Source organism: Geodermatophilus maliterrae (genome assembly GCF_041018925.1).
Classification (GTDB): domain Bacteria; phylum Actinomycetota; class Actinomycetes; order Mycobacteriales; family Geodermatophilaceae; genus Geodermatophilus; species Geodermatophilus maliterrae.
On the sequence record NZ_JBFNXQ010000075.1, the window covers coordinates 1 to 23,381 of the forward strand.

The 23,381-nt window shown below is 71.5% G+C and carries 15 protein-coding genes and 2 pseudogenes; 10 read left to right on the forward strand and 7 right to left on the reverse strand.

Features of this window, described 5'->3' with window-relative positions:
• A pseudogene (locus ABQ292_RS19365) lies at positions 1-316 on the reverse strand (hypothetical protein); the annotation flags it as partial.
• Positions 317-356: 40 nt separating this feature from the next.
• Here ABQ292_RS19365 and ABQ292_RS19370 point away from each other — a divergent pair.
• The 4 genes from ABQ292_RS19370 (at position 357) to ABQ292_RS19385 (ending at position 4,597) form a co-directional block, all read left to right on the forward strand.
• Entirely contained in the window at positions 357-1,442 is a 1,086-nt protein-coding gene (locus tag ABQ292_RS19370; protein ID WP_369209350.1) for an LCP family protein, read from the forward strand.
• Positions 1,443-1,712: 270 nt separating this feature from the next.
• Positions 1,713-1,856, forward strand: coding sequence for a hypothetical protein (locus ABQ292_RS19375; RefSeq protein ID WP_369209351.1), 144 nt, complete (start codon positions 1,713-1,715; stop codon positions 1,854-1,856).
• A gap of 24 nt (positions 1,857-1,880) precedes the next feature.
• Positions 1,881-2,066: a hypothetical protein gene (locus ABQ292_RS19380; RefSeq protein ID WP_369209352.1), complete on the forward strand. Its 186-nt coding sequence runs from the start codon at positions 1,881-1,883 to the stop codon at positions 2,064-2,066.
• A 449-nt stretch (positions 2,067-2,515) separates the two neighbouring features.
• Positions 2,516-4,597 (forward strand): SpoIIE family protein phosphatase, encoded by a 2,082-nt coding sequence (locus ABQ292_RS19385; RefSeq protein WP_369209353.1) that lies wholly within the window; start codon positions 2,516-2,518, stop codon positions 4,595-4,597.
• 297 nt (positions 4,598-4,894) lie between these two features.
• Here the strand turns inward: ABQ292_RS19385 and ABQ292_RS19390 are convergent, their stop codons facing one another.
• Positions 4,895-6,007 carry a glycosyltransferase gene (locus tag ABQ292_RS19390; RefSeq protein ID WP_369209354.1) on the reverse strand — a complete coding sequence of 371 codons (1,113 nt, stop codon included), beginning with the start codon at positions 6,005-6,007 and terminating at the stop codon, positions 4,895-4,897.
• Between the two features lie 536 nt (positions 6,008-6,543).
• Complete coding sequence (locus ABQ292_RS19395) at positions 6,544-7,578, reverse strand: Wzz/FepE/Etk N-terminal domain-containing protein (protein ID WP_369209355.1); 1,035 nt, start codon at positions 7,576-7,578, stop codon at positions 6,544-6,546.
• Positions 7,579-7,643: 65 nt separating this feature from the next.
• Between ABQ292_RS19395 and ABQ292_RS19400 the strand changes: the two genes are divergently transcribed.
• From ABQ292_RS19400 to ABQ292_RS19420, 5 genes are all read left to right on the forward strand, one after another.
• Positions 7,644-8,798: a phosphotransferase gene (locus tag ABQ292_RS19400; RefSeq protein WP_369209356.1), complete on the forward strand. Its 1,155-nt coding sequence runs from the start codon at positions 7,644-7,646 to the stop codon at positions 8,796-8,798.
• 194 nt (positions 8,799-8,992) lie between these two features.
• The gene (locus tag ABQ292_RS19405) at positions 8,993-10,054 is read left to right on the forward strand and encodes a cellulase family glycosylhydrolase (protein WP_369209357.1); all 1,062 of its coding nucleotides are present in this window, start codon (positions 8,993-8,995) and stop codon (positions 10,052-10,054) included.
• Between the two features lie 127 nt (positions 10,055-10,181).
• Positions 10,182-11,687: an oligosaccharide flippase family protein gene (locus ABQ292_RS19410; protein WP_369209358.1), complete on the forward strand. Its 1,506-nt coding sequence runs from the start codon at positions 10,182-10,184 to the stop codon at positions 11,685-11,687.
• A 146-nt stretch (positions 11,688-11,833) separates the two neighbouring features.
• Positions 11,834-12,829, forward strand: coding sequence for a glycosyltransferase family 4 protein (locus ABQ292_RS19415; RefSeq protein WP_369209359.1), 996 nt, complete (start codon positions 11,834-11,836; stop codon positions 12,827-12,829).
• A 49-nt stretch (positions 12,830-12,878) separates the two neighbouring features.
• Positions 12,879-13,787, forward strand: a complete 909-nt coding sequence (locus ABQ292_RS19420) for a glycosyltransferase family 2 protein (protein WP_369209360.1) — start codon at positions 12,879-12,881, stop codon at positions 13,785-13,787.
• A 51-nt stretch (positions 13,788-13,838) separates the two neighbouring features.
• Here the strand turns inward: ABQ292_RS19420 and ABQ292_RS19425 are convergent, their stop codons facing one another.
• Positions 13,839-15,383, reverse strand: a complete 1,545-nt coding sequence (locus tag ABQ292_RS19425; protein ID WP_369209361.1) for an O-antigen ligase family protein — start codon at positions 15,381-15,383, stop codon at positions 13,839-13,841.
• Between the two features lie 239 nt (positions 15,384-15,622).
• Positions 15,623-16,786, reverse strand: coding sequence for a YveK family protein (locus tag ABQ292_RS19430; protein WP_369209362.1), 1,164 nt, complete (start codon positions 16,784-16,786; stop codon positions 15,623-15,625).
• Positions 16,787-17,351: 565 nt separating this feature from the next.
• Here ABQ292_RS19430 and ABQ292_RS19435 point away from each other — a divergent pair.
• A pseudogene (locus ABQ292_RS19435) lies at positions 17,352-18,659 on the forward strand (alkaline phosphatase PhoX).
• A gap of 245 nt (positions 18,660-18,904) precedes the next feature.
• On the opposite strand, the gene ABQ292_RS19440 reads toward ABQ292_RS19435, so the two are convergent.
• Together ABQ292_RS19440 and ABQ292_RS19445 are read right to left on the reverse strand one after the other, a co-directional pair.
• The gene (locus ABQ292_RS19440) at positions 18,905-19,849 is read right to left on the reverse strand and encodes a cellulase family glycosylhydrolase (protein WP_369209363.1); all 945 of its coding nucleotides are present in this window, start codon (positions 19,847-19,849) and stop codon (positions 18,905-18,907) included.
• A gap of 957 nt (positions 19,850-20,806) precedes the next feature.
• Entirely contained in the window at positions 20,807-22,096 is a 1,290-nt protein-coding gene (locus ABQ292_RS19445; protein WP_369209364.1) for a sugar transferase, read from the reverse strand.
• Positions 22,097-23,381 lie beyond the last annotated feature (1,285 nt).

Sequence of the window (23,381 nt, forward strand, 5' to 3'; positions counted from 1 at the left end):
AGAACGGCGCGCGGCCCGCACGCAGCGCGCCCACCCGGCGCTCGTCGACGTCCACACCGACCACCTCGTGCCCCAGCTCGGCCATCGACGCGGCGTGCACCGCTCCCAGGTAGCCGCAGCCGATGACCGAGATCTTCATGGGACCCCCCGTGTGGTCGGACCGATGGAGCGCAGGCGCGCCTGACCAGCACCCGGACCGTAGGTCGCAGACCCACCCGACTGCCAGCGGGGGCGGGCAGCCGACCTGCGCGCAGAGCAGCGAGGTCCCCTCACCCCACAGAGTGAGCGACCGGTCACAGCGGCCGTGTCCGCCCATAGCCTCACGCCGTCACCGAGTGCACGGGGGAGGGGCTGACGTGGACAGCACGGACGAACGCGAGGGGTCGGTGCTCGTCGACGACGGACCGCCGGCTGCCCGTCCCCCACGACACCCACGCCCCCGTGGCCTGCGACGGCTCCTCGTCGCGCTCGGCGTCCTCGTCGGGGTGTTTGTGCTGGTGGTCGGCGGGGGCGCCTGGTACCTGACCGACCGCTACGCGGGCAACATCGACCGGATCGCCGACGTCTTCAGCGGTCTGGACGAGGACGCCCGTCCGGCGCCGGCCACCCCCGCCGTGCCGGGCGGCGCGGAGCCGGTCACCTTCCTGCTGGTCGGCACCGACACCCGGGCCACGGCGGACGAGGGCATCGCCGCGGGCGGCCGGTCGGACGCGATCATGCTCGCCCGCCTCTCCGGCGACCGGCAGCACGCGCAGCTCGTCTCCATCCCCCGCGACTCGTGGGTGGACATCCCCGGCCGAGGGGTGAACAAGATCAACGCGGCGTACGCCTTCGGCGGGCCGACGCTGCTCGTCCAGACCGTCGAGCAGCTGACCCAGGTGCGCATCGACCACTACGTGGCCATCGACTTCGAGGGGATCGCCCAGGTCACCGACGACCTCGGCGGGGTGGACGTCGTCGTCGCCGAGACCACGAGCAACGGGCCGTACACCTTCCCGGCCGGCGTCAACCACCTCGACGGCGACCAGGCGCGCTGGTACCTCGGCCAGCGCTACGGCCTCGCCGGCGGGGACTTCGACCGGGTGCGCCGCCAGCAGCAGTTCCTCGAGGCGGTCTTCTCGCAGCTCTTCACCGCGGACACGTTCACCGACCCCGGCCGGCTGGACTCCGCGCTGCTCGCCGTGACCGACGCGGTCGCCGTCGACGAGTCCCTGGACGACAGCGACCTGCTCGGCCTGGTGTACTCGCTGCGCGGGCTGCAGCCGGAGGACGTCGACTCGTTCACCGCGCCGGTGCTCGGCACCGGCCGGGAGGGAACGGCGAGCGTCGTCTACCTCGACGAGGTGAACGGCGAGCGGATGTGGGCCTACCTGAACTACGACTCGCTGGGGCAGAACGCCGACGAGTTCGCCGCCCAGGCCCTGCCCGACGTCCCCCGCTGACCCGCGGCCGGGCACCGGCCACTCCCCGGAATGCGATGACGGGCCGGTCCCACCCCTGGGGGTGGGACCGGCCCGTCCCGGCTGTGCGGGCGGCCCCGATCCGCCGATGCCTCCTGCGCGACGATCACGCACGACCCTGTTGCCCACGTCCTTCCACCCGGCCCTGCGGTCGGGGACGGCTGCGCCGCCCTGCTGCCCGACCGGGTCGCCCTCCTCGCCGAGCTGGCCGACCGGCTGGCCGACCCGGCACGGCGTCCCGGGGTCCTCCTCGTGGTGGGCCTGCTCCGCCGCGACGACACCTGGCCCACGCCGACGTCGGCGCTGGACGCGACGACCCGCCTGGTGGCCGCCTCGCTGCGCGGTGACGACCGGATCGGCCGCTCCGGCCCGATGGAGTTCGCCGTGCTCGTCTAGGGCTCGCCGGCCGACGCCGACACGGTGGCCGCCCGGCTCACCGCCGAGGTCGGCGCCCTGGGCGTCCCCGGGTTGGGTGCCGGCGCCGGCATCGCCGTCCTCGAGGACGGCGTCGGTGCGGCCGAGACGCTGCGTCGCGCGACGCTGAGCCTGACCACCGCCCGCTCGGGCGGCGCCGGCTCCGTCATCCGCTACCGCGGCGTCCGCTGACCTCGCCCGGCCCGTCCGGAGGGCTCCCGCCGGGCGGGAACCCCTCGGGCGGGCGCTCGTCCGGCCGGTCCTCGCCCAGTTCGCAGCGCTCCGCCGTCCGGATGACCATGCCGATCGCCACTCCCACGACGACCGCGAGCACCATCCAGGCGAGCAGCAGCCACACACCCCATGCCACGTGTCCCCCAGCCGATCCCGGCCCCCGTGGTGGCATCCCGCCCACACCAGGCTACGCACGGTGATGGCGTCGCGCACGGGGAATGGCCACCTGACCTGCGCCTCGGATGACACCCGCCCAATCTGTTGCGCGCAACCGAACTCGTGTTGTAGACAGGACCCGATCCGCGTCTCGAACCACCGGGAGGGTCCGACCCCGGACCAGCGGATCAGGGACCGGGGAAGGCACCGAGGTGGACGCAGGACGCACCGGGCAGTTGCGTACACGCCCCGTGCCGGCACAGCGACAGGTCGACGGGACTCCCGCGACGCTGCGCGGTGAGCTCGCCATGGAGGCCGCCGGCATCGGCGCCTTCGACTGGGACCTCCTGACCGGCGTCCTCGAGTGGGACGAGCGCTGCCTGGCGCTGTTCGGCCACGACCGATCGACCTTCGACGGCACCATCGACGGTTTCCTCTGCCGCCTGCACGCGGACGACCGCGACGACGTGGCCACGGCCATCCGGCACGCGCTCGACACCTGCGGCGAGCTGAGCGCGCTCTACCGCATCTGCCTGCCCGGGGGCACCATCCGCTGGATCGCGGCCCGCGGCCGGGCCCTCTGCGACGTCGGCGGGGTCGCCACCCGGCTGCTGGGCGCCGTCTACGACGTCACGGACGAGCGGGCGGACGACCTCGGCGTGGGCCGTGTGCTCGACGCCATGCCGGCCGGCTTCTACTCGCTGGACCCCGGGTGGCGCTTCACCCACGTCAACGCCGAGGCCGAGCGGCTCCTCGGCCGCTCTCGCGACGACCTGCTGGGCGAGGTCATCTGGGACGCCTTCCCCGCCGCGGTCAACTCTGTCTTCGAGGAGAGCTACCGCCGCGCGGTCGCCACGGGCCGGCCGATCTCCTTCGACGCGTACTACCCCGCGCCGCTGGACGGCTGGTACGAGCTGCGCGCCTGGCCCACCGACGACGGGCTGTCGGTCTACTTCCTCGAGGTCACCGACCGGGTGCGCGCGCAGGAGGAGGTCCGGCGCGGCGCGGAGCGGCAGGCGACCGTGGCGCGGATCAGCACCGAGCTGGCCGGGTCGATGGACGCCGAGGTGGCCACCGGCCAGGTGCCCCGCCTCGCCGTCCCGGTGCTGGCCGACGCGTGCATCGTCAGCGTCCTCGACGAGCACGGGCGCGCCTCCGCGGCGAGCTCCTGGCACGCCGACGCGGCGGCGCGCGGGCTGCTGGACCGGTACGCGCGGGCACGCCTGGCCGCCCTGCCCTCCCTCACCCCGGCCGCGCGCGCCATCACCACCGGCGAGGTCGTGCAGCTGACCGGCGACGAGGCGCTGGCCGCCACCCCGGCCGGCGAGCCGCGGCAGCTGCTGGCGCAGCTGGCCCCGAGCGCGGCGCTCGCCCTGCCGCTGCGCGGGCGCGGGCGCACGCTCGGCCTGCTGTCGCTGTTCTACACCGGCGGCCGGGTCCCGACGGCCGAGGAGGTGGCGACGCTGTCCGACGTCGCCGACCGCGTCGGTACGGCCCTGGACAACGCGCGGCTCTACGGCACCCAGCGACAGCTGGCCCTCGAGCTGCAGCGCTCGATGCTCACGGCTCCGCCCGAGCCCGACCACGCCGAGATCGTCGTCCGGTACCTGCCGGCCGCCGAGGGCGCCGCGGTGGGCGGCGACTGGTACGACGCCTTCCTGCAGGCCGGCGGCGCGACGACGCTGGTCATCGGCGACGTCGTCGGTCACGACAGCGCCGCCGCGGCCACGATGGGCCAGCTGCGCAGCCTCCTGCGGGGCATCGCGATCGGCACGGGCGCGGGCCCGGCCGCGGTCCTCGGCGACCTCGACCGCGCCATGGCGCTGCTGCAGTTCGGCTCACTGGCCACCGCCGCGGTCGCCCGGTTCGAGCAGACGCCCGAGGAGGTCGGCACCGGCGTGACCCGGGTGCGCTGGTCCAACGCCGGCCACCCGCCGCCGATGCTGATCGCCCCCGACGGCGCGGTCTCGGTCCTGCGCGGCCCGCGCGCCGACCTGCTGCTCGGCGTCGACCCGGACGCCCCGCGCCGAGAGTGGGTCGCCGTCCTCGAGCGCGGCTCGACGGTGCTGCTCTACACCGACGGCCTGGTCGAGCGGCGCGACTCCGACCTCGACGACGGCCAGGCCCGGCTGTCCGCGGCGCTGGCCGAGTTCGGCGGGAGGCCGCTGCAGGAGCTGTGCGACCGGGTGGTCGAGCGCATGGTGGACGGCCACCCGACCGACGACGTGGCGCTGGTCGCCGTCCGCCTGCACCCGCAGGACCGGCCCCGGCCGGCGTCGGCGGGCCGCTCACAGGTGCCCGACGTCGTCCCGCCGGATCCCGCCTCACCCTGACCGACGCGTACCTCCCCCGCTCCAGCGGCTGACGGTCGGCGCGTGCCCGTTCTGCCGCGCGGCCAGCCGCTCCCGCTGCGGGATCACGGTGTACTTAGGGTCCCTGGCGCTGGCCATGCCCGCCTCGAACACACCCAAGCGGGGTGAGCAAAGGACCCGGCCGCCAGGAACGTGCCTAGACCCGACGCTGAGGCCACCTTGCGGTGGACCGAGAGAACGAGGTCCGTCAATCGGGACACGACGAGTCTCGTCCGACCCGAGGCCAGGAGCCTGTCCCTCCGGAGGAGGCTGATCGTCTTAAGAGGATCTCGACGTCGAGTTGGAGCGGCCCGGAGCATGCGCGAGTGCAGCCACAGCGTCTCCGACAACGGCCGCACACCGACGAACATCGAAGTAGGCCACGGCTCGTGAGCGCCCCGAGGCGCCCTCTGCCGCGCACAGCGCCGAATCGGCGAGTCTGCGCGACACCGCGTCTGCGAGTGCCGTGCGGTCCCCGGCCGACACGACCTCGCCCGCATCGGGCTCCAGCGCCTCCCGCATCCCGTCGACGTCGGTGGCGACGACAGATCGACCGCTCGCCATGGCCTCCAGGGGCACGAGCGCCATCCCCTCCCAGCGCGACGGGAGGACGACGACGTCCGCAGCCGCGTACCACGGGGCCAGGTCGGCCGAGGCCCCCCCAAAGACGATCCCTGGTCCGGCGGCCGCCTCCAGAGACTGGCGCGTCGGACCGTCACCCACCAGGAGCAGGCATGAGTCGGCAACACGGGCGCGGACGCTAGGCCACAGGTCGACGAGGATGTCCTGTCCCTTCTGATGGGCTAGCCGCCCGGCGCAGAGTGCGATCGGCTCTGCTCCCAGGCCCAGCTGCGCACGTGCGTGAGCCCGGTCCCGAGGCGCCCACCTGTCCACGTCGACGCCGTTTGGTGCGACCACGACAGGGGCAGAGATCCCGGCCTCTGCGGTTCGAGATGCCTCCGCCTCGCTGACCGCCACGACGAGGTCCGTCCACCGCGCGGCCCACTGCTCCCATCGGTGACTGGCCGCGCCGAGCGGCCCGCCGGTTGCGAGGAAGGACCATGCATGGGGCTGGAAGGCGGTGGGCCGGCGCCCGCGGACCGCGAGGCGCCCGGCCAGTCCTGCCTTTGAGCTGTGCAGATGCACCACGGCAGGGTCGACCTCCCGCAGGATGGCCGAGAGCCGTCGCACCTCCCTCACGACCCCAGGCCCCGGCTGGCGCGTGGCGTGCCACGGCAGCACCCGGGCTCCGGCGGCCCGGGCAGCCAAGGGCAACCAGCCGTCGGTCGGGCAGGCCAGCCAGACCTCCCAACCGCGGCCGACCTGGTCGGTGATCAGGTCGAGGACGACACGGGCGACGCCCGCCTCGACGGGTTGGGTGACGTGCAGCACGCGCACAGGGGACGAGGCCGGGCCTCCGCCGGTCAGGGCCATGCGCACCCACGATCGGAGGATCGACTGCGAGAGGTCCTCCTGATCGCCGCTGTGCCGCACCCCCGGAGCCGACCGGCAGCCGACACTGTCCTGGGGATCCCGCAGGACGTGGGTCGGTCAGGACCGTCGTGTGCTACGAGCACCCTGCGGCCAGGGGCGTGAGGCGTCGACCCACGGGGCTGCGCGAGACGTGGCGTGGCCGTGTCGCTCACCGCCCTCGCGGGCTGCGGACGACTGAGCCGAGCGACGTCCCCACTGGTCCCATGAGGCTGTCGGATCCCATGAGGCTGTCGGACGGCTCGAGCTCCGCGACTGAGCGCCGGGCCCCAGTGACGAACTGTCCGCACGTCGCAAGCAGACCACAATTCCTGGCCCCGCACGCGCTTGATCGGCTCCCGTCGCCCAACTGCACCGCCCGGACACCGGGTCGGACGGTGAGCGGTGAACGCTGCCGGTGACGAGCGGAGCGGCTCGGCGTCGCTCGTCCAGTGCACCTAGCGGACGAGCACACCCCCGACCCGGTCCGCGTCGAGACGCCGGAGGAGCTGCACGCACTCCTCGGCCCGCTCGACGTCGTCCCGTGCCGAGAGGACGAGGAGGCACTTCCCGTGCGCGCGAACGGCAGCCTGCGCGGCTTCGTCCGACAGCAGGGCCGGCCGCGCCAGCGCGATCGCCTCGTCCGCCACCGCCCCGGGCACCTCCCCGGACCTGTCGCCGCCACCTGTCGGCCTGGACAGCGCCTCAGCCAACCGGGCCACGGACGCTGCGTCGAAAGGGGCCACCGAGGTCACGACCACGGCTCGAGTGCCGTGCTTCGGCGCGCCGGCCGTCATCTGCAACCGTACGGATGTCAGGACATCGGGCACCCTCCCCCGCCTGGTGGCGACCATCCTGCGCAGCTCCCGGCGCCGCGTCGACAGCACCACGGGGATCCCCAGCTGCTCCACGTCCTCACGGATCCTGATCCGTGGCCGCAGACCCTCCAGGATGAAGGCCAGGGTGATGCCCGGCACCACGGACAGTGCCGTCCCCGCGGCCACGGCGACCTGCCTCCTGATCGGGGTGACGTCGGTGGGTTCGGTCGGTCCGACGATGACCTGGGCGTCGACGAGGGGATCGGCGTCGGCAGCACTCAGGACCGAGTCCGCCAGCGCCGCAACGGCCGTCTCGCTACGACCCGCGTCCCCGGTCGTCGCGGTCAGCTCCAGTTGCAGGCTCCCGGTGGGGTTCTCCGCCGTCACCGCGTTGCCGAGGGCGCCCGACGGCAGGCCTGCTGCGGCCTCAGCGGTCCTCAGCGAGGTCGCAGCCGTGGCGGTCAACAGGTAGCGCGGCACGAGCCGGACGAACGCGTTGTCCGCGGTCCCGGCGGGGCCCGGGCTGAACGTCAGGACGATCTGCGACTGGTACATCGGTGGCTGGGATCTCGCGAACCAGAGAGCGGCGAGGACGACGGGCACCGCGAGGAGCAGCACCAGCCACGAGCGGGCCCGTAGGACGCTCAGAATCCGGCCGAGCGATGTCTCCTGCACCCGCGCGTCCTCCGATCGGTCACCCTCGAGCGGCCTGGTCAGACATGAGGCGTTACCGTGCTGCGGTGCACGCGGCACGGTACGTGAGGTCGCACCATCCCCTGCCCGTCACGCTGGACGTCCGGGTCCCCCACCCGCGTCGCTACCACCTCACCCTCGTCGACGCCCTGCTCCGGTGCAGTCTGCCAGCGGCCGGCAGGTTCGGCGCCGTCCGCGCCGCCGTCGCGAGGCACGGACTCGCACACCTGCCCTTGTCGGTACTCCTGGCGTTCTCCCCTCGGAGGGAGCACCCGGAGCTGGACCGGCTCCGGGACGAGCTCGGCCGAGGCTGGAGAGACCTGGCCCGGCACTCGAACAGGATCCCCGCGGAGCCACCCGACCTGGCCCTGATGGTCCTGCGTCGCTCACTCGGCCGGCTGGTCTTCGTCTTCGGGGAGGATCCCGACCCGTTGCTGGTCTGCAAGATCCCCGAGGGGGACGACCCCCGGGTCGATGCCGAGGCAGCCGTCCTCGAGAAGGTGTCGACGCTCGACTTTGTGCCTCGTCACCTCGGACACGTGGGAAGGGCACGCGTGCAGGAGGCACTGCCAGGCCATCCCCTCGCTCTCGAACCGCTGTCCTACGATGCGGTCCTCGCTGCTGGCTGGAGTCAGCAGCTGGCGGAGACAGCGGCCATGCTGGAACGCCTCGGAGTCGTCTCGCGAGACGACTCCGATCCCACCGAGAATCTGACAGCCGAGGCTGAGGGCCTGTTGACCCCCAAGACCGTGACGAGGGTGCGCTCGAGCCTCGACCGACTCCGGGCCGCGCGCGTCTCGGTGACCTGCCACGGCGACGTCTCCGCCCAGAACCTGATGGTGCGTGACGGACGGGTGAGCGGTCTGGTCGACTGGGAGCTGGCGCGGCGGGGCCTCCCGGGCACGGACGTCCTCAACCTCGTCCAGTCGGACTTCGAGCAACGACTGGGGCTGGTGCGATGGTCCACGGAGGAAGTCCTCGAGGCCTTCTCCACCGCCTGGGATGCTGCTCCTCTCTTCGTGGAGGGGCGACGAGCGGCGAAGGTCGCCGCGGAGGCCGTGGGACTCGACGGTGACCTGTTCCCGGACGTCGAGGTGGCGCACTTCGCCGGGCGACTACAGGATCGTGTCGACCGGCCGACGCAGTTCTTGGGAGGCCCCCGGATGGCCGCTGCCATGGTGGAGCGGGCCAGCGCAGACTGATCCTGTCTCCCCCGGCGGCCGGAGGCCCTGCGGGCGTACGGACCCTGCACCCACACAGCGGTCAGCACTCCGGGTGGATCGTTCGCGCGGTCCGGGCGGCTGGCGCGGTCGTTCCGACCGACGCATGCTTGGCAGGCCCTCAGCGGAAGAGGTGTCGGGTGAGCTCGGGAAGGTCGGCGCTTCGGGTCCGGCCCATGCTCGCGGTCGCTCTGACAGCGGTCGTCGTCCTGGCGGCTGTGACCCTGTGGGCGGGACGTCGGCAGACGGAGGCCGCAGAGCCGCCACTGCCGACGGTGGGCGTGCAGTTCCACGGCCTGTGGGAGAGCTACAACGACGACGAGCGGGCCATCGTGCTCGACAGGCTCGTGGAGGCAGGGGCCAAGTGGGTCCGCATCGACCTGTCCTGGGCCATGCTGCAACCCGAGTCCGGTGAGACCTACTCCGAGTGGGGGACTGGTCTGGCCGATCGCGTCATCGGCATGGCCGCGGAACGGGGGCTCCAGGTCCTCGCGACCTTCTGGCTGACCCCTGGCTGGGCGAACGGTGGAGCAGGGGAGCGTACAGCCCCGACGGATCCCGAGGACTACGGCGCTGCCGCCGCTTGGGCAGCCGACCACTTCGGCACCCGGGTGGCGGCCTGGGAGATCTGGAACGAGCCGAACGACCCGCAGTTCTTCGCGGGCGCTGACCCTGGCACGTACGTGAGCCTCCTCCGCGCCTCCTACCGCGCCATCAAGGAGGCCGAGCCGGGAGCCACCGTCGTCTTCGGCGGTACGGCCTACAACGACTCCGAGTGGATAGAGCAGGCCTACGGGGCCGGGGCCGGTGACCACTTCGACGTGATGGCCACACACGCTTATCAGGCGTTCAGCGACACGGAGCCGGAAGCGCCGGACGACGGGACGAAGTGGCGCCTGACACACGTGCCCGCCGTTCGCGAGCTCATGGCCCGAAACGGCGACGCGGACAAGGCGATCTGGTTCACCGAGTTCGGTTGGAGCAGCCACGCGCAGAACGGTCCGGACGTCGCGCACTACGAGCGTGGTGTCACCCCCGAGCAGCAGGCCGACTACCTCGCACGAACCCTGCACCTCCTGGCCGACCGGTATCCCTTCGTCACCCACGTGTTCTGGTACCGCGAGCGGGACTCGGACCGCGGGTCCGTCCACATCGACAACTACGGGTTGCTCGACAGGGACCTACAACCCAAGCCGGTCTGGCACCGGCTGCAGCAAGAACTACGGGAGCAGAGGTGAACGGAGGACGCCCACACCTGCCCGGAACAGCACCGGTGGCGTCGAGGGGCCCGCTCCCGCATCATCCGGGTACTCGGAAGTGGTCCTGCCCACCCGAGACCTCGGGTAGTTCATCGAAGGGGTGCGGTTGACCGCGACGCGTGGGGCGGGCACACCGAAGGGCTCCCCCGCCGGAACAGGCATCGAGCCTGCCGAGGCGACAGACCCGGGGGTCCGCCGGAGCGCCCGCGCCGTCCTCCTGCTCTCGATCGCCGAGGTGGTCGGCAAGGTCGTCACCCTCGCACTGCTCCTCTACGCCGTTCGCGTCCTCACGCCGGCCGAGTTCGGGTCGTTCTCCTACGCACTGTCCTTCGGCATGCTCTTGGCCGTGCTCCCCGCCTGGGGACTCGATGCGCTGCTCGTCCAACAGGTGGGCGCGGACCGCAGTCGCCTCCCCGGCCAGTACGCGCAACTACTCCTGCTCCGGACCATGCTCGCGGTCCCGGTAGTGGTCCTGGGCGCCGCCGCGGGCGCCCTCACGCGGCCCACCGCGGAGGATCGCTTCGCGCTCGTCGCCATGCTGGTCGCTGCGGTACTCGAGAGCTACGCCCACGCGCCCCGCAATGTCGCCGGGGTGCTCCGGCGCCAGTCGACCGTTGCGCTCGTCCTCGTGGGGCAGCGACTGCTGACCGCAGGGGCGGCCATCGGGGCGCTCGCCGCAGGGTGGGGACTGGTCGGGCTCTCCTCGGCCTACGTCGCAATCACATTGCTCGGAACGGCGGCGCTCTTCCTCGTCGTGGCCCGCGCCGGCGGCCGACCGTCGTGGACCGGGATCACGAAACGGACCCTCGGCCGGACGGCCAGGCTCTCCGTTCCCCTGGGGATCGACGCCCTGGTCGCGATGTTCCTGTTCCGCGCCCACACACTGATGCTCGGCTGGTTCCACGGCGACACCGCGGTGGCGGAGTACACGCCTCCGTACCGCCTCGTGGAGACGGTCCTGTTCGTCACCTGGGCAGTATCCCGGGTCACCTATCCGGCGATGGCCTCGGCGGCCGACCTCGCCAGCCTCCGCCGCGCGCTCTCCAGCGGCCTCTCGGTCACCGCGTTCGTCTTCGCGCCGTTCGCTGCGCTGATGATCGTCCGAGGACCGGACGTGCTCGCCCTGCTCTTCGGGGACTACTACGCCGACACCGGCGCCACGGTCCTGCGCGTACTGGCGCTCACGCCGTTGGCGTTCGCGGTCGGTTACCTGTTCAGCTACGCGTTCGTGGCCCAGGGACGCAACGGGGTCGCGCTGGTCACCAGCCTGATCGCGGCCGTGGCCAACCTCGTGGCCAACCTCCTGCTCCTGCCACCGCTGTCGACGCTGGGGGCGGCGCTGACCACCACCGGTTCCTACCTCCTGGAAGCGCTGTTGCTCGTGGCCGTCGCACGCCGCAGCTTCGGGGCCCTCGGCATGGTCAGTGCGCTGGCGCTCCCGATGCTCAGCTCCGTCCCTGCCGCCGCGGTCGCGCTGATCCCGCTCCCCGTCCTCCCGGCCCTCGTTCTGGCGGGTGCCTGCTACCTGGCGGTGTGGCTCCTGGCCGCACGGCGATGGCAACCGGCCAACCTCGCAGTGCTGATGAGCGTCGTGCCTGGCAGGCGCAAGTGAGAACACCGGCGCGATCCCGGCAGCAGGTCGGGACGGTGTCCCCACCCCGGGTGCTGTTCGTCTCGTCCCACAGCCAGATGGGCGGCTCCGAGCGGGTGCTCGAGGACCTGCTCGACGCACTGCCCTCGGACACCGTCTCGGGGGTCGTGGCGCTGCAGGAGGGTCCGCTCATCGGGCGACTGCGCGACCGCGGCCACTCGGTCGAGGTCATCGCCACGTCCGGCTCGAGGGCAGCCATGGCCCGCTCGGCCGCCAGGCTCGCGGTGCTGTTGCGCCGTGTCCGTCCCCAGGTGGTCCACGGCAACGGTGTCAAGGCGGCAGTGGTCGCCGTCGCAGCGACCCGCCTGTCCGCGCCGCTGCGACCGGTGCCGGTAGTCTGGATGAAGCACGACGTGTCCCTCGACGGCCCTGTGGGGCGGGCACTCGCGCGCTCCTGCGCGGCCGTGGCGTGCGTGAGCCGTGAGGTCGCGTCCGCCCTGGAACGCACCGCCCGGACCGTCATCATCCATCCCGGCGTCCGCATCGACGCGGTGCGGGCGGTCGAGGCAGCCGATGAGCTGCGCCGCCGGCTCGGTTTGGCCGGGTCGGTCGTCACCGTCATCGGTCGGCTCGATCCGGCGAAGGGCCACAGCGAACTGCTCGAGGCCCTGCCACACGTCGTGTCGGAGATCCCCGACGTCACGGCCCTGCTCGTGGGCGCGGACGACCCGCAGCACCCGGGTGTGCGGGAACGGCTGAGCGAGCGCGCCCGCCGTCTGCGAGTGTCCCACCGGGTGCAGATGCCGGGTCACCAGCCGGCAGCAGCTGTGATCGCGGCCTCCGACGTCGTCTGTGTACCCACGGTGCCACGCCCTGACGGCTCCGGACGCGAGGGCTTCGGGCTCGTGGCCGCCGAGGCCATCACCCTGGGCGTGCCGGTCGCCGGCTACGACGTCGGGGCCACCGGTGAGGTGCTACAGGGAGCCGGCCGTCTGGTCGAGGTCGGGAACCGGGTGGCCCTCGCGCAGGAGATCGTCCGTCTGGTCGTGGACCCGGCCGCGCGGGCGTACGCCGTCGCCCGTGGTCGAGAGCGGGCGGCAGACCTCACGATCGCGCATATGGCCGAGCGCTTGTCGGGCTTGTATCGAGAGGTGGCGAGATGAGGCATCCCACCGGGGTCGTCCGGTTGGCCGAGCAGGCAGCGCTCTGTTGATGGAGACTCCGACGCTGAGCGTGGTCATCGCGACTCTGGGCCGTCCGGAACCGCTCGAGCGAGCGCTGGACAGCCTGACCGCCTCGACGGTCCACCCCAGCGAGGTCCTCGTGGTGGACGGTGACGAGAACCGGGGCGCCAAACCCGTGGTCGCCCGGAGACGCGACTCCCTCATCGCCATCCGGCACCTCCCTGCTCCTCGTGGTTTGACCCGGCAGCGCAACGCCGGGCTCGATGCCGCAGGTGGCGAGGTCGTCCTCTTCCTGGACGACGACGCCCGGGTACGGCCGGACACCCTCGCCCGCCTGCTGACTGCCTACGCCGACCCGGACGTCGTCGGGGCCACTGGGCGGGTGATCGAGCCGGCGAGCAACCGGGTCGGCGGGAAGAGCTCGCGCGTGCGCGCGCTGCTGCGCGGGTGCGGCCGGGACGGCACCTTCACGGCCGCCGGCTATCCGCGGCGCCTGGTCGACGAGACGGTGACCACGGACATCGAGTTCATGCAGGGCGCCTTCATGTCCGCCCGCACGCCGCTGGCCCGCGAGGTGCGCTTCGACGAACGACTCCAGGGGTACGCGCTCGCCGAGGACGAGGACTTCTCCTGCCGACTCGCTCGACGCGGCCGCATCCGGTACCTCGGTGACGCCGTCATCGATCACGACAACGCCGGCTTCCGATCCAAGGACCGACGGGTCTTCGGGCACCAGGTGGTCCGCAACCGGAGCTACCTGTTCGAGAAGAACTTCCCGCAGACGCCGCGGGCTCGGGCACAGTTCGCCATGCTGCTGGTCGTGCTCATCGGTCATCGACTCCTGAACCTCGACGTCGCCGGCGCCCGTGGAGTGGCCGAGGAGGCCCTGCGGCGCCCCCGACCGGCACGCCCATACGGCGAGCCCCCTCAGGCCTGAGCCCGACCGACAGCGATGCCTCCGAGGTCCCGGCGGTCACAGGTCGGGGTGTCACCGCGCGGACGGTTGCGGGACGGCCGACCGTGCCGGTGCGTCCGGCTGCGTCTGCGGCCTCGTCGCAGCGAAGACCAGGCCCAGGAGCACCCAGACGAGGAACAGCAGTGTCGGGTTCCTGAAGACGAAGTCGACGAGCCCCTGTCCCACCATCACGACCAGGCTCAGGGAGAGTCCCAGCATCAGGTCCGCATCCCGCACGGGTAGTCGCGAGCGGACCTGCAGGACCCGCCACGCGACGCTCAACGTCAACCCGCTGAGGGCGGCAGCCCCCGGTAGCCCGGTCTCGGCAGCCACCGCGAGGATGACGTTGTGGGCGTGCAGCACGTTCACCGGCGCGATCGACTCAGCGGTCTGCGAGGCGACCGGGTAGTTGCCTGGACCCTGCCCGGTGAGCGGCTTCTGCATGATCTGCCGCCGCGCCTCGGCGTAGATGAGCGGCCGAGCGTCGTCCGGGTTGGCCTCCGGCTCGGCGACCGACACGGCTCTCTCCCGGACCACGTCCCACAACTCAGGAGCCATCCGTGGCATCGCCAGCGGCGTCACGACGACCACGATGCCCAGGACGACAGCGAGGGCGTGTCGGGCCCTGACCGACAGGAGGGCAAGCAGCGCCACGGCGAGGACGGCGCCGATCCAGGCGCCCCGGGAGAGGCTGACGGTCAACGCCGCCGCCGCGGTGACAGCGCAGGCCCCGCCCATGATGCGCTCGCGCCGCGTGCGCGCACCGACCGCCAAGCCGATGCCGACCATCATCAGCATCCCGCTGAAGTTCCCCAGCTCGTTCGGACTACTGAAGATTCCGACCGCCCGGTTCTCGACCGCGCCGGCGTTGTCGGCGACAGCCTCGATGTCCCCGCTCTGCGTCAGGCTGTAGAGGCAGACTCCCGCACCGACGGTGGCCAGGACCAGGACGACGTGCCTCAGGTCCGGCCCCCCAGCACAGGCAGCGTTGACGGCCAGCGCCAGAGCGACCGCGACGACCAACGCAGCCGTCTGGCGGACCCCCAACATGACGTCGAGTGCGGTGACCGACGAGATGACTGCCATGACCGCCAGCGCAACCGCCCATCCCGCGCTCGGGTGCCACCGGAGGGGTGCCTGACCGGCGAGCATCCGCTGCCAGGCCACCAGGAGGACGACTCCGGCGGCGAGCACCTGGACCAGGTCCACAGGTCCGAGGGCCAGCGCCTCGCTCAGCCCGACGGGGATGACGAGGACGAAGGTCAGGACAGCCCAGCGGGGACTGCGCACGGCTCGGCCCAGTAGAAGGACGCCCAACGGCACCGCGGCCGCCACAGCGAGGTCGACACCGAGGATGAGGCTGATGGGGAGCAGCGTCGCGAGCGTGCCCGCGACGACGAGGCAACCGCGCCAGAACGCCGACGAGCGATCTGCGTCGCGTCGTCCTGCCGTTGACGTCACCGCGGGCAGTCCGCGGCGGTCGGCCGGTTGCTCGGACGACCAGTCGAGCGATACGCGAGGGGACGGAATGGCCACGTGTCCCCCTCCCACGGTGATCACGTCGCGCGCGGTGCCCAACGGTAGGACACCCGGGGGGCGATCGCCGCGCCGCTGGTCTCCCGCCTGCAGGTGTCCAAGTCCTCGTCGCGCTCCCGGGGTAGTCGGGGGACCTCCGTCGCGTCGACCTCGATCCACTCGACACGGAGGGGACGTCCGCCTCGGGACTCCCGGGTCACCGACCGCGAAGGCACCGCTCGACCGCGCCCCTGCGGTACGCCGGTTCGGTCACCCGCTCCAGAGTGAGGCAGTTCGCTGAGTCATGCGAGAGCGGGGACCGACTCAGCCGGTCGCTTGATGAGGTAGCAGACCGCCAGCACGGGGATCCCACGTTCACCGAGAACGTGCAGCACCGTACGCACGTGGTGGCTCGACGTGTCCGGTGCCACCGTGGCGACGACGCCGAGACGCGACTTCGGCGGCATCACCTCCTCGAGGTTCTCCGTCGCCCGGACGAGCCGCACAGTCAGGTCCACCATCTCCAGCCCCACACCGCCATCCCGGATGCCCCGGGATGGCGCCTCGCCGGGCGGGGACTCGAGGACGACCTGCCCCGGGACCGCGTGAGCCAACTCCCGGGCGACGTCGGGCTGCTCAACGAGGACACGCTCGTGCTCCTCGAGGCAGACCAGGACACGGCGTCCTCGACGGGACAGTGCCGCGGCAGCGCTCACCGCGAGAGCCACAGCTCGCGACGAGGACTGGTCCACGGTGCTGAACTCGAGTTGAGGGATGCCCCTGCCACCGTAGGCGGCGAGTCGGTCCTCGACGGTCCGCGCCACGAACTCCGCGGTGCCGGTGACCGCGGTGCCGGTGACCAGCACCGGCACGTCCAGGTGGTCCTCCTCGACCAGCCGGACGACGTCTGCAGGGGACGAGACCAGCGGTCGCCGGCGGTCAGCGACGACAGCGACGGCGACGCCCAGGGCGACCGCGAGGAGCGCGCCGACGACCAGACTCGCCTGCTGCGGCGGCCAGCTGGGTCGTGTCGGCGGGACGGCGGCGGCGACCAGGGAACCGGTCAGCAGGGGATCGGTGGCCGCCGCCTCGATCACCTCGTCGGCCAGACCGTTGGCGATCTCCGCAGCCTCCTCGGCATCGCCCCAGGCAGCCGACAGGAGGATGGTGTTCGACGACGGAGGGTTCTCCGCCGTGACTGCTGCGAGGATGAGATCGACGTCTTCCCGGAAGCGGCCTGCCAGGTCGGCTGCCACCCTCTGTGACGTGGCGAGGGTGGAGTAGGTCGGGATGGTGAGCCGGAGGACGTCCCCACTCGCCCTCGGCTCAGGTCGGGGCACCATGGCCACGACGGCGGTCGCCGTGTACGTCCGGGGGGCCAGCGCCAGGGCGGAGACGACGACCGCCATCGCCGTCAGGGCGACGACCAGGGCAAGCGCCCAGTAGCGACGCAGTCCTCTCACCACGTGCGGACACCCGGCATCGATCGGGGAGCGCTCCGCGCTCCACGCCAGGTCACCGTCGACTCCCTACCGGGTCGGGGGACATCCCGGTGGTCGCGTGCATGGGAAGCTGCACCACCCACCCCGTACATCGATCGGAGACTCCGGCGCGCCGATCAGAAACGCCATCGGCCGACATCGTCGCCCGAAAGCTACCGGAGCCGCAGGTCGCGCGCTCGGTCGGCGCCCAGAGACTCATCGAGCGCGTCTACAGGACCCATGGCGGCGCCCACCGACGAGCGGAGCGCCGTCATCCCCAGGGTGCACTGGACTCGGGTCTCGACATGCGCCTCCCGCCACCAGCCGTGATCACGGACGACAGCACACAGACGGGTTGGCTCGACGGCAGGGCTGGCGCCTGCCCTCCGGGCCTGAAATCGTCCGCCGCCACGCTCCGCGTCATCCCGCCGGTATCGTTCCGTCGAGCGAGGCAGGTCGGTGACGCGACCGGTGGCGTTCGGGAGGGGCAGTGAGTCGTCCGGTCACTCGGCGCGCGGTGCTCGGCGTCACTGCGGCGGGAGCGCTGGGTGTGGTCCTGGCCGGAACGCTGGGGCAGGGGTCCCCCGAGCCGGTTCGTGCGCGGATCGTCGGCTACGGCCCACTCGTCCGGGACCCTCAGGGGGTGCTCGCCCTCCCCGAGGGCTTCCACTACCAGGTGGTCGCCCAGGAGGGGGTGACGGTCCTGGACAGCGGGCAACCCTCTCCGTCGGACCCTGACGGTGCCGCGGCCTTCAGGTCACCCGACGGCCTGGGGTCCGTCCTGATCCGCAACCACGAGATCGGCGACGACGAGGAGCACCCCGTTCCCCACGTCGACGGCTTGGTCTACGACCCCGCCGCGCGCGGCGGTACCACCACGCTCGTGGTTGACGCCGAGTGCAACCGGGTCCGGGAGTACGTGAGCCTGGCGGGAACCCACGTCAACTGCGCGGGCGGCCGGACCCCCTGGGACACGTGGCTCTCATGCGAAGAGACCGAGTACGTGCTCAGCCGGCCGCACGGCTACGTCTTCGAGGTCGACCCCTTCGACGAAGAGGCCAACCGGAACCCCCAGCCGATCAAGGCCCTGGGCCGCTTCCCCCACGAGGCAGTGGTCGTGGACCCCCACGACCAGGTGCTCTTCCTCACCGAGGACGCCGGCGATCCCAACGGTCTGTTCTACCGCTACACACCGCCACCGGACGCGCTGCCGCTGGGCAAGGGGAGCTTGCGCGGGCTGGGTGATGACGCCGGGACGCTCGAAGCGTTGCGGGCGTCTACCGAGGACGGCTAGCACGTCGCCGATCTGTCGGTGGCAACTGAGGTCGGTACCACCTACGCGGTCGACTGGGTCCCGGTCACGGACCGGGATGCGGCCCGGACGTCGGTGCGCCGACAGTTCACGGACGACCAGGTGACTCGAGCGCGCAAGCTGGAGGGGGCGTGGTGGGGGGACGGCGGTGCCTACGTCGTCTCGTCCTTCGCCCGCGCGGATGACGGCGAGGCCGCGACCCACGACGGTCAGGTGTGGTTCCTCGACCCCCGCGCCGGGACTTTCACCCTGCGCCTGCGCTTTGCTCCGTCCGAGGACCAGGAAGTCGATCCCGACGGTCCGGACAACATCACCGTCTCTCCCTACGGCGGGGTGATGATCGCCGAGGACGGCGACGGGCGTCCCCATCTGCTGGGCGCCACCCCCAGCGGGGAGGTGTTCTTCATGGCCCGCAGTGAGGGCCCGCAGGAGGACTCCGAGTTCTGTGGCCCGGTGTTCTCCCCCGACGGGCGCATCCTGTTCGCGAACCTGCAGCGGCCGGGCTACACGTTCGCCATCCGGGGGCCGTTCACACAACAGACCTGAAGACCCCTGACTCATGGCGCGACTCAGCGCCCGGTGGCGCTCGGACGGGTGCGACGGCGTGACGACGCCTCCTACCTGAGGACCGGCCGGCGCGGCGACGGCACCAGCGCGTCGGTCACACCTCCCGCGTGCTCCTCAACCGGGCGGTGGAGCCGCAACTGCCCATCGGTCAGGATCATCCTCGGCGCACGGTTGGGCCTCCTGGCAGTTGGTGTTCGACATCGGTGCGGTCGCCCCGCTCCACCTCAACCGGCGGCGATCCAGGCTGCCAGGGCGTCGTACGCCGGCTTGAGGGTGCCGTCGGACCGCATCAGGCCCCAGTAGGGGCTACGGCTGGTCGAAGCGCCGTATGCCGCCCGGTCCCGCCCGTAGTAGGCGAAGAGCACGCCCGACTCCCGGGAGAACCACAGGTCCCGGCCGTCCGTGTAGACCACACGCTGTCCGTCCTCGGTCGTGGCGGTAGAGCCGGAGGTCGGGGCACCGAACTCCGTGCCCCACATGGGCTTGGCCCCGTCGCCGTTCTCGGTCATGATCTGCCGCACAGCGGGCACCCGGGCCATCTCACCCGTGTTCTGGTGCCCCGATGCAGCGGCCCGCCAGTCCTGATATGGGTGCATGGTGGCGGCATCGAAGTAAGGCTGTGCGCCGTTGGCGTACACCCCCCGATACCAGGTCACGCTGTCGATGTCACCGGACGAGGCGCCGCCGGAACCTCCGATGAGCACCGGGGTGGCCGGATCCGCCGACTTGATCGCCGGGTAGGCGGCCCGGAGCACCGCCGCGTAGTTCGCGGGGTCGGGACTGGGCGCCCAGAACTGGTCGAGGTTGGGCTCGTTCCAGACCTCCCACGCATCCACCTGGGCGGCGTAGCGGGTGGCCAGACGCCCGGTGAAGTCGGCGAAGAGCGAGCGCTCCGCAGCCGAGGACGGGCCGTGCAGCTCGGTCGTACCTGCCGGTCGCGCCCATTCGGGCATCCTGCCGACGACGAGCAGCACATCCAACCCGCGAGCATCCGCTGCCGACACCAGCGCATCCAGCTCTGACCAGTCTGGCGCGCCCTGGCGCGGCTCGATCCAGGACCAGTTGGCATCGGTGCGCACCCAGCGCGCACCGAGCGCGACGACCTCGTCGAGCCGCGCGTTCATCGCCTGGACGTCGGCATGGTGGAGGTAGGCCGCAGGTATGGACACCCCGATCCGGTGGGCTCGGTCGCCAGCGCCCGGGCCCTGCATACCGGCAGGTGCGGGCTCCGTGCTCGTGGACGGCGCATCCGGTCCGGGGGATGGTGCATCCGTGCTGGGAGCCGTCGTCGGGGTGCTGGGAGCCGTCGTCGGGGTGCTACCCGGCGGCGCCGTCGGCCGTCCGCGCGTACGCGTGTCCGCAGTCATGACCATGTCCATCTCAGAGGCGGCGCCCCGAGTCCCTCCGTCCGCGACAAAGCCGGTCGGGGACAGTTGGGGGTCGAAGGACTGTCCCCCTTCCACGGGGCTACAAGCGGTCAGTAGGACGAGCAGGGCTGCGACTGCCGGACCAATGATGCGATGACACACGAAGACTCCATGATATGCGTCGATAAGTACTGAGAGTGCAGGTCTGAATACCCACGGAAACCGTTCACGGCTCTGTCTGCTCTGAGATCTGCTAGTCACGTCCGTCGCAGCTTCGCGAACCGTCCGCACGCCTCCCCGGCAGTCCGCCCTCGGGACGGCCGTCTCCTACGGCGGGCCCCTGTCATCGCTCTGTTGACCCACACGCCCGTACGGGTCGGGGCACACCATGAGCGATCAGGGTGCCTCCCCTGCGCGGCCGCCCTCAGTCCGCCGCCGCTCGGCCCGTCCGGCCGGAGGCGGGCAGCGTCAGCCGGTCAGATGGCGACCTCTGGATGGGGAGGAAGCGCGACTCCGGCAGGGGCGACCTCCGGAACCGCAGCAGGGCTGCACCGTTGTTGCCAGGAGGTCTCGTTGGCCAGCGCGATGCACCGACCGGTGACGACACCGAGCGCCGTTGAGACGAGGAGCCATGTACTCAGCCCCACGACCACCCATGTCCACATGTGGGGCATCCTCGGCCGGTGGATCTCCGAACCTGGTCAACCCAGCGGTCGACGCGCACCGTGGGCCACGGGCGCTCCAGGAGGCACAGTGGTGTCAACCGCCCTGCCGCCGGAGGACCTGCCCCACGGTCTTGAAAATGATCTTGATGTCCAGCCAGGGGGACCAGTTCTCGATGTAGTAGTTGTCGAAGCGCGCCCTGTCCTCGATCGAGGTGTCACCCCGAAGGCCATGGGCCTGGGCCCATCCCGTGAGCCCGGCCGGCACTCTGTGACGGGCCGTGTAGCGCGGTATGTGCGTGGAGAACTGGTCGACGAAGTGCGGTCGCTCGGGACGTGGACCCACCAAGGTCATGTCGCCGCGCAGGATGTTCCACAGCTGCGGCAGTTCGTCCAGCGAAGTCGCTCGGAGGAACCTGCCGACGGGCCCCAGCCGGTCGTCGTGCTTGATGTTCCAGTTCGTCTGCGACTCGGTGTCGTCCACCGGCCTGAGGGAGCGGAACTTGAGCACCTGGAAGGGGCGGCCGTCGAGCCCGACCCGCTCCTGCCGGAAGATGATGCCCGGGCCACCCTCGAAGCGAACCGCGAGAGCGCAAACAGCGAGTACCGGAGAGAGCAACACCAGCATCACGCCCGCGACCGCGACGTCGACCAGACGCTTCGCCCGCCACCAGACGCTGCGGAAGACAGCGCGGCGTACCCGGACGAGCGGGATGCCCCATATCTCGTCGGTGTATCGATTGACGTTGTGCAGCTCGAACAGCCTGGGGACGATGAAGACCTCTACGTCCAGACGATCGCAGGTTCGGAGGATGTCGACGAGGTCGTCCTCCGCTGCCCCCCCGTAGGCCACGATCACGTCACGGATGGCGTACTCGTTGATCACCGTTCCGAGCTGCTCGTAGCCGCCGAGCAGTGGAGCCGCGAGCAGGGCCCTGGCGTCTTCCGGGAGTTCGGATTCGAGGAATCCGACCGGGTCGAGGCCATAGTACCCGCGGTCCTTCAACGTGGCTGCCAGTCGTGCACCGACCGGACCGGCTCCGAGGATCAGGGTCCGGTGCCGGACCATGCGCCGACAGCGGGCGGTGCGCACCGCCCAGTAGGCAATCCACCGCACCACCAGGACCGCCGCGAGGAGGACCAGCGCGTGCACGACCTGCCGAGGAGGGGGATCGACCTCGGGCAGCATGGCGAAGAAGGCCACCTTGAAGGTCAAGGCCACGAGCATCGCCGCGGCGATGTAGGGCAGGTCGTCGAGGAGCGACAGGTCGAGGCGTGACCGGTACAGGCCCGCGCGCCAGAAGACGACCAGCAGGAACAGCAGGACGAGCACGTGCACCGGCGACCCTGGGTGCGTGAGCACGGTGGCGACCGCGAAGGCGGCCACGTCGCCCAGCATGAGGTAGGGGCTGACCCCCCAGCGCAACCACCAGGGCTCACCGCCGCTCCGGACGCCCTGCACGGTGGGCCAACTCGTGGGCGGCACTGTTGCAGCCCGGGCCACGCCCGGGTTCCGGCTTGAGGCACCACCGGTTCGTAGCGGTGTCTCGACGTCCTGTGCGGGTCTGCTCCCCGCGGTGTCCACCACGGCTCCCCCGTTCGTCTGGTGAAGGATGGCTGTCCACCAGGTGTCGAACTCTGCCATTGCTAGGCCGAGTCAGCCACTTCATGGACGACATAAACCTCACTAGGCTGCTCAAGCCCGATGAAAAAGGCGAATCGATCACCATGCGTTCTGGAACCGCGCGGGACCCAGTTGTCAATGGGGGATGGAGATGCGACGCGCTGAGGATGGGCAGAAGTAGCTCCTCAGGCCCCGCGCCGTTGCAGAGGATCGCCTGATACCACCCCGGCGCCCGGCGGGGCACGGGCGCACCAAGCGGACACCGACCTCCGACCGCGACCTGCTCGAGGGCGTCACCCTCGTGCTGTCGACCAGCAGTGGCTGAACCACGCTGCCGACCGCGCTCGCTCACGACTCGGGCTGGACCTGCCGGCGTCGGACGCGCGAGTGGGCCGACGCCGGCGTCCTCGATCAGGTGCACCAGACCGTCCTGGACCGGCTCGGGAAGCGGGGCGAGCTGACCGGTCCTAGGCCAGCCGGGACTCAGTCAGCGTCCGGGGATGAGAGACTCCGCTCGGGGCGCCCCCCCGACCGGGTGAAGGCGCGGCAGCGAGTACCACCTGCTGGTCGACGCCGCAGGGCTGCCGCTCGAGGTCGCCGTCTTAAGTGTCAACCGACGCGGCAGCATGCTCGTCGACCCGCTTGGACCCGATGCCCGCGATCAACCGCGGCGGCGATTCGCTGCACCGACCGGCTAGCCGAGATCGGCGCGGTCACCTCCGTTGGCTCGCGCGGGAGCTCCTCCGACAACGCCGCTGATCCATGGATCGGCCTGTTCACGATCGAGTGGTTCCAAATGCCGTGGCCCGTCGCTCTAATTCGGTCCCATCCAGCTGGCGACCTTGGAATGGGTAGACTGCATCGAGAACCGGCGGCTGCTCAGGGCGGCCCGTGCCGGCATTCCACCTTGTCAACACGAGCAGCGGCGGAACCGCGTCTTCACTGTGGCCTGTCGGCCGGTCCGGGTCGAGGCCCAGCCTGCGATGTGGCCAGCACCTGCTGTGACGGGTCGGGCGCCGGACCCGACTACGTCGACTCATCTCGCCGA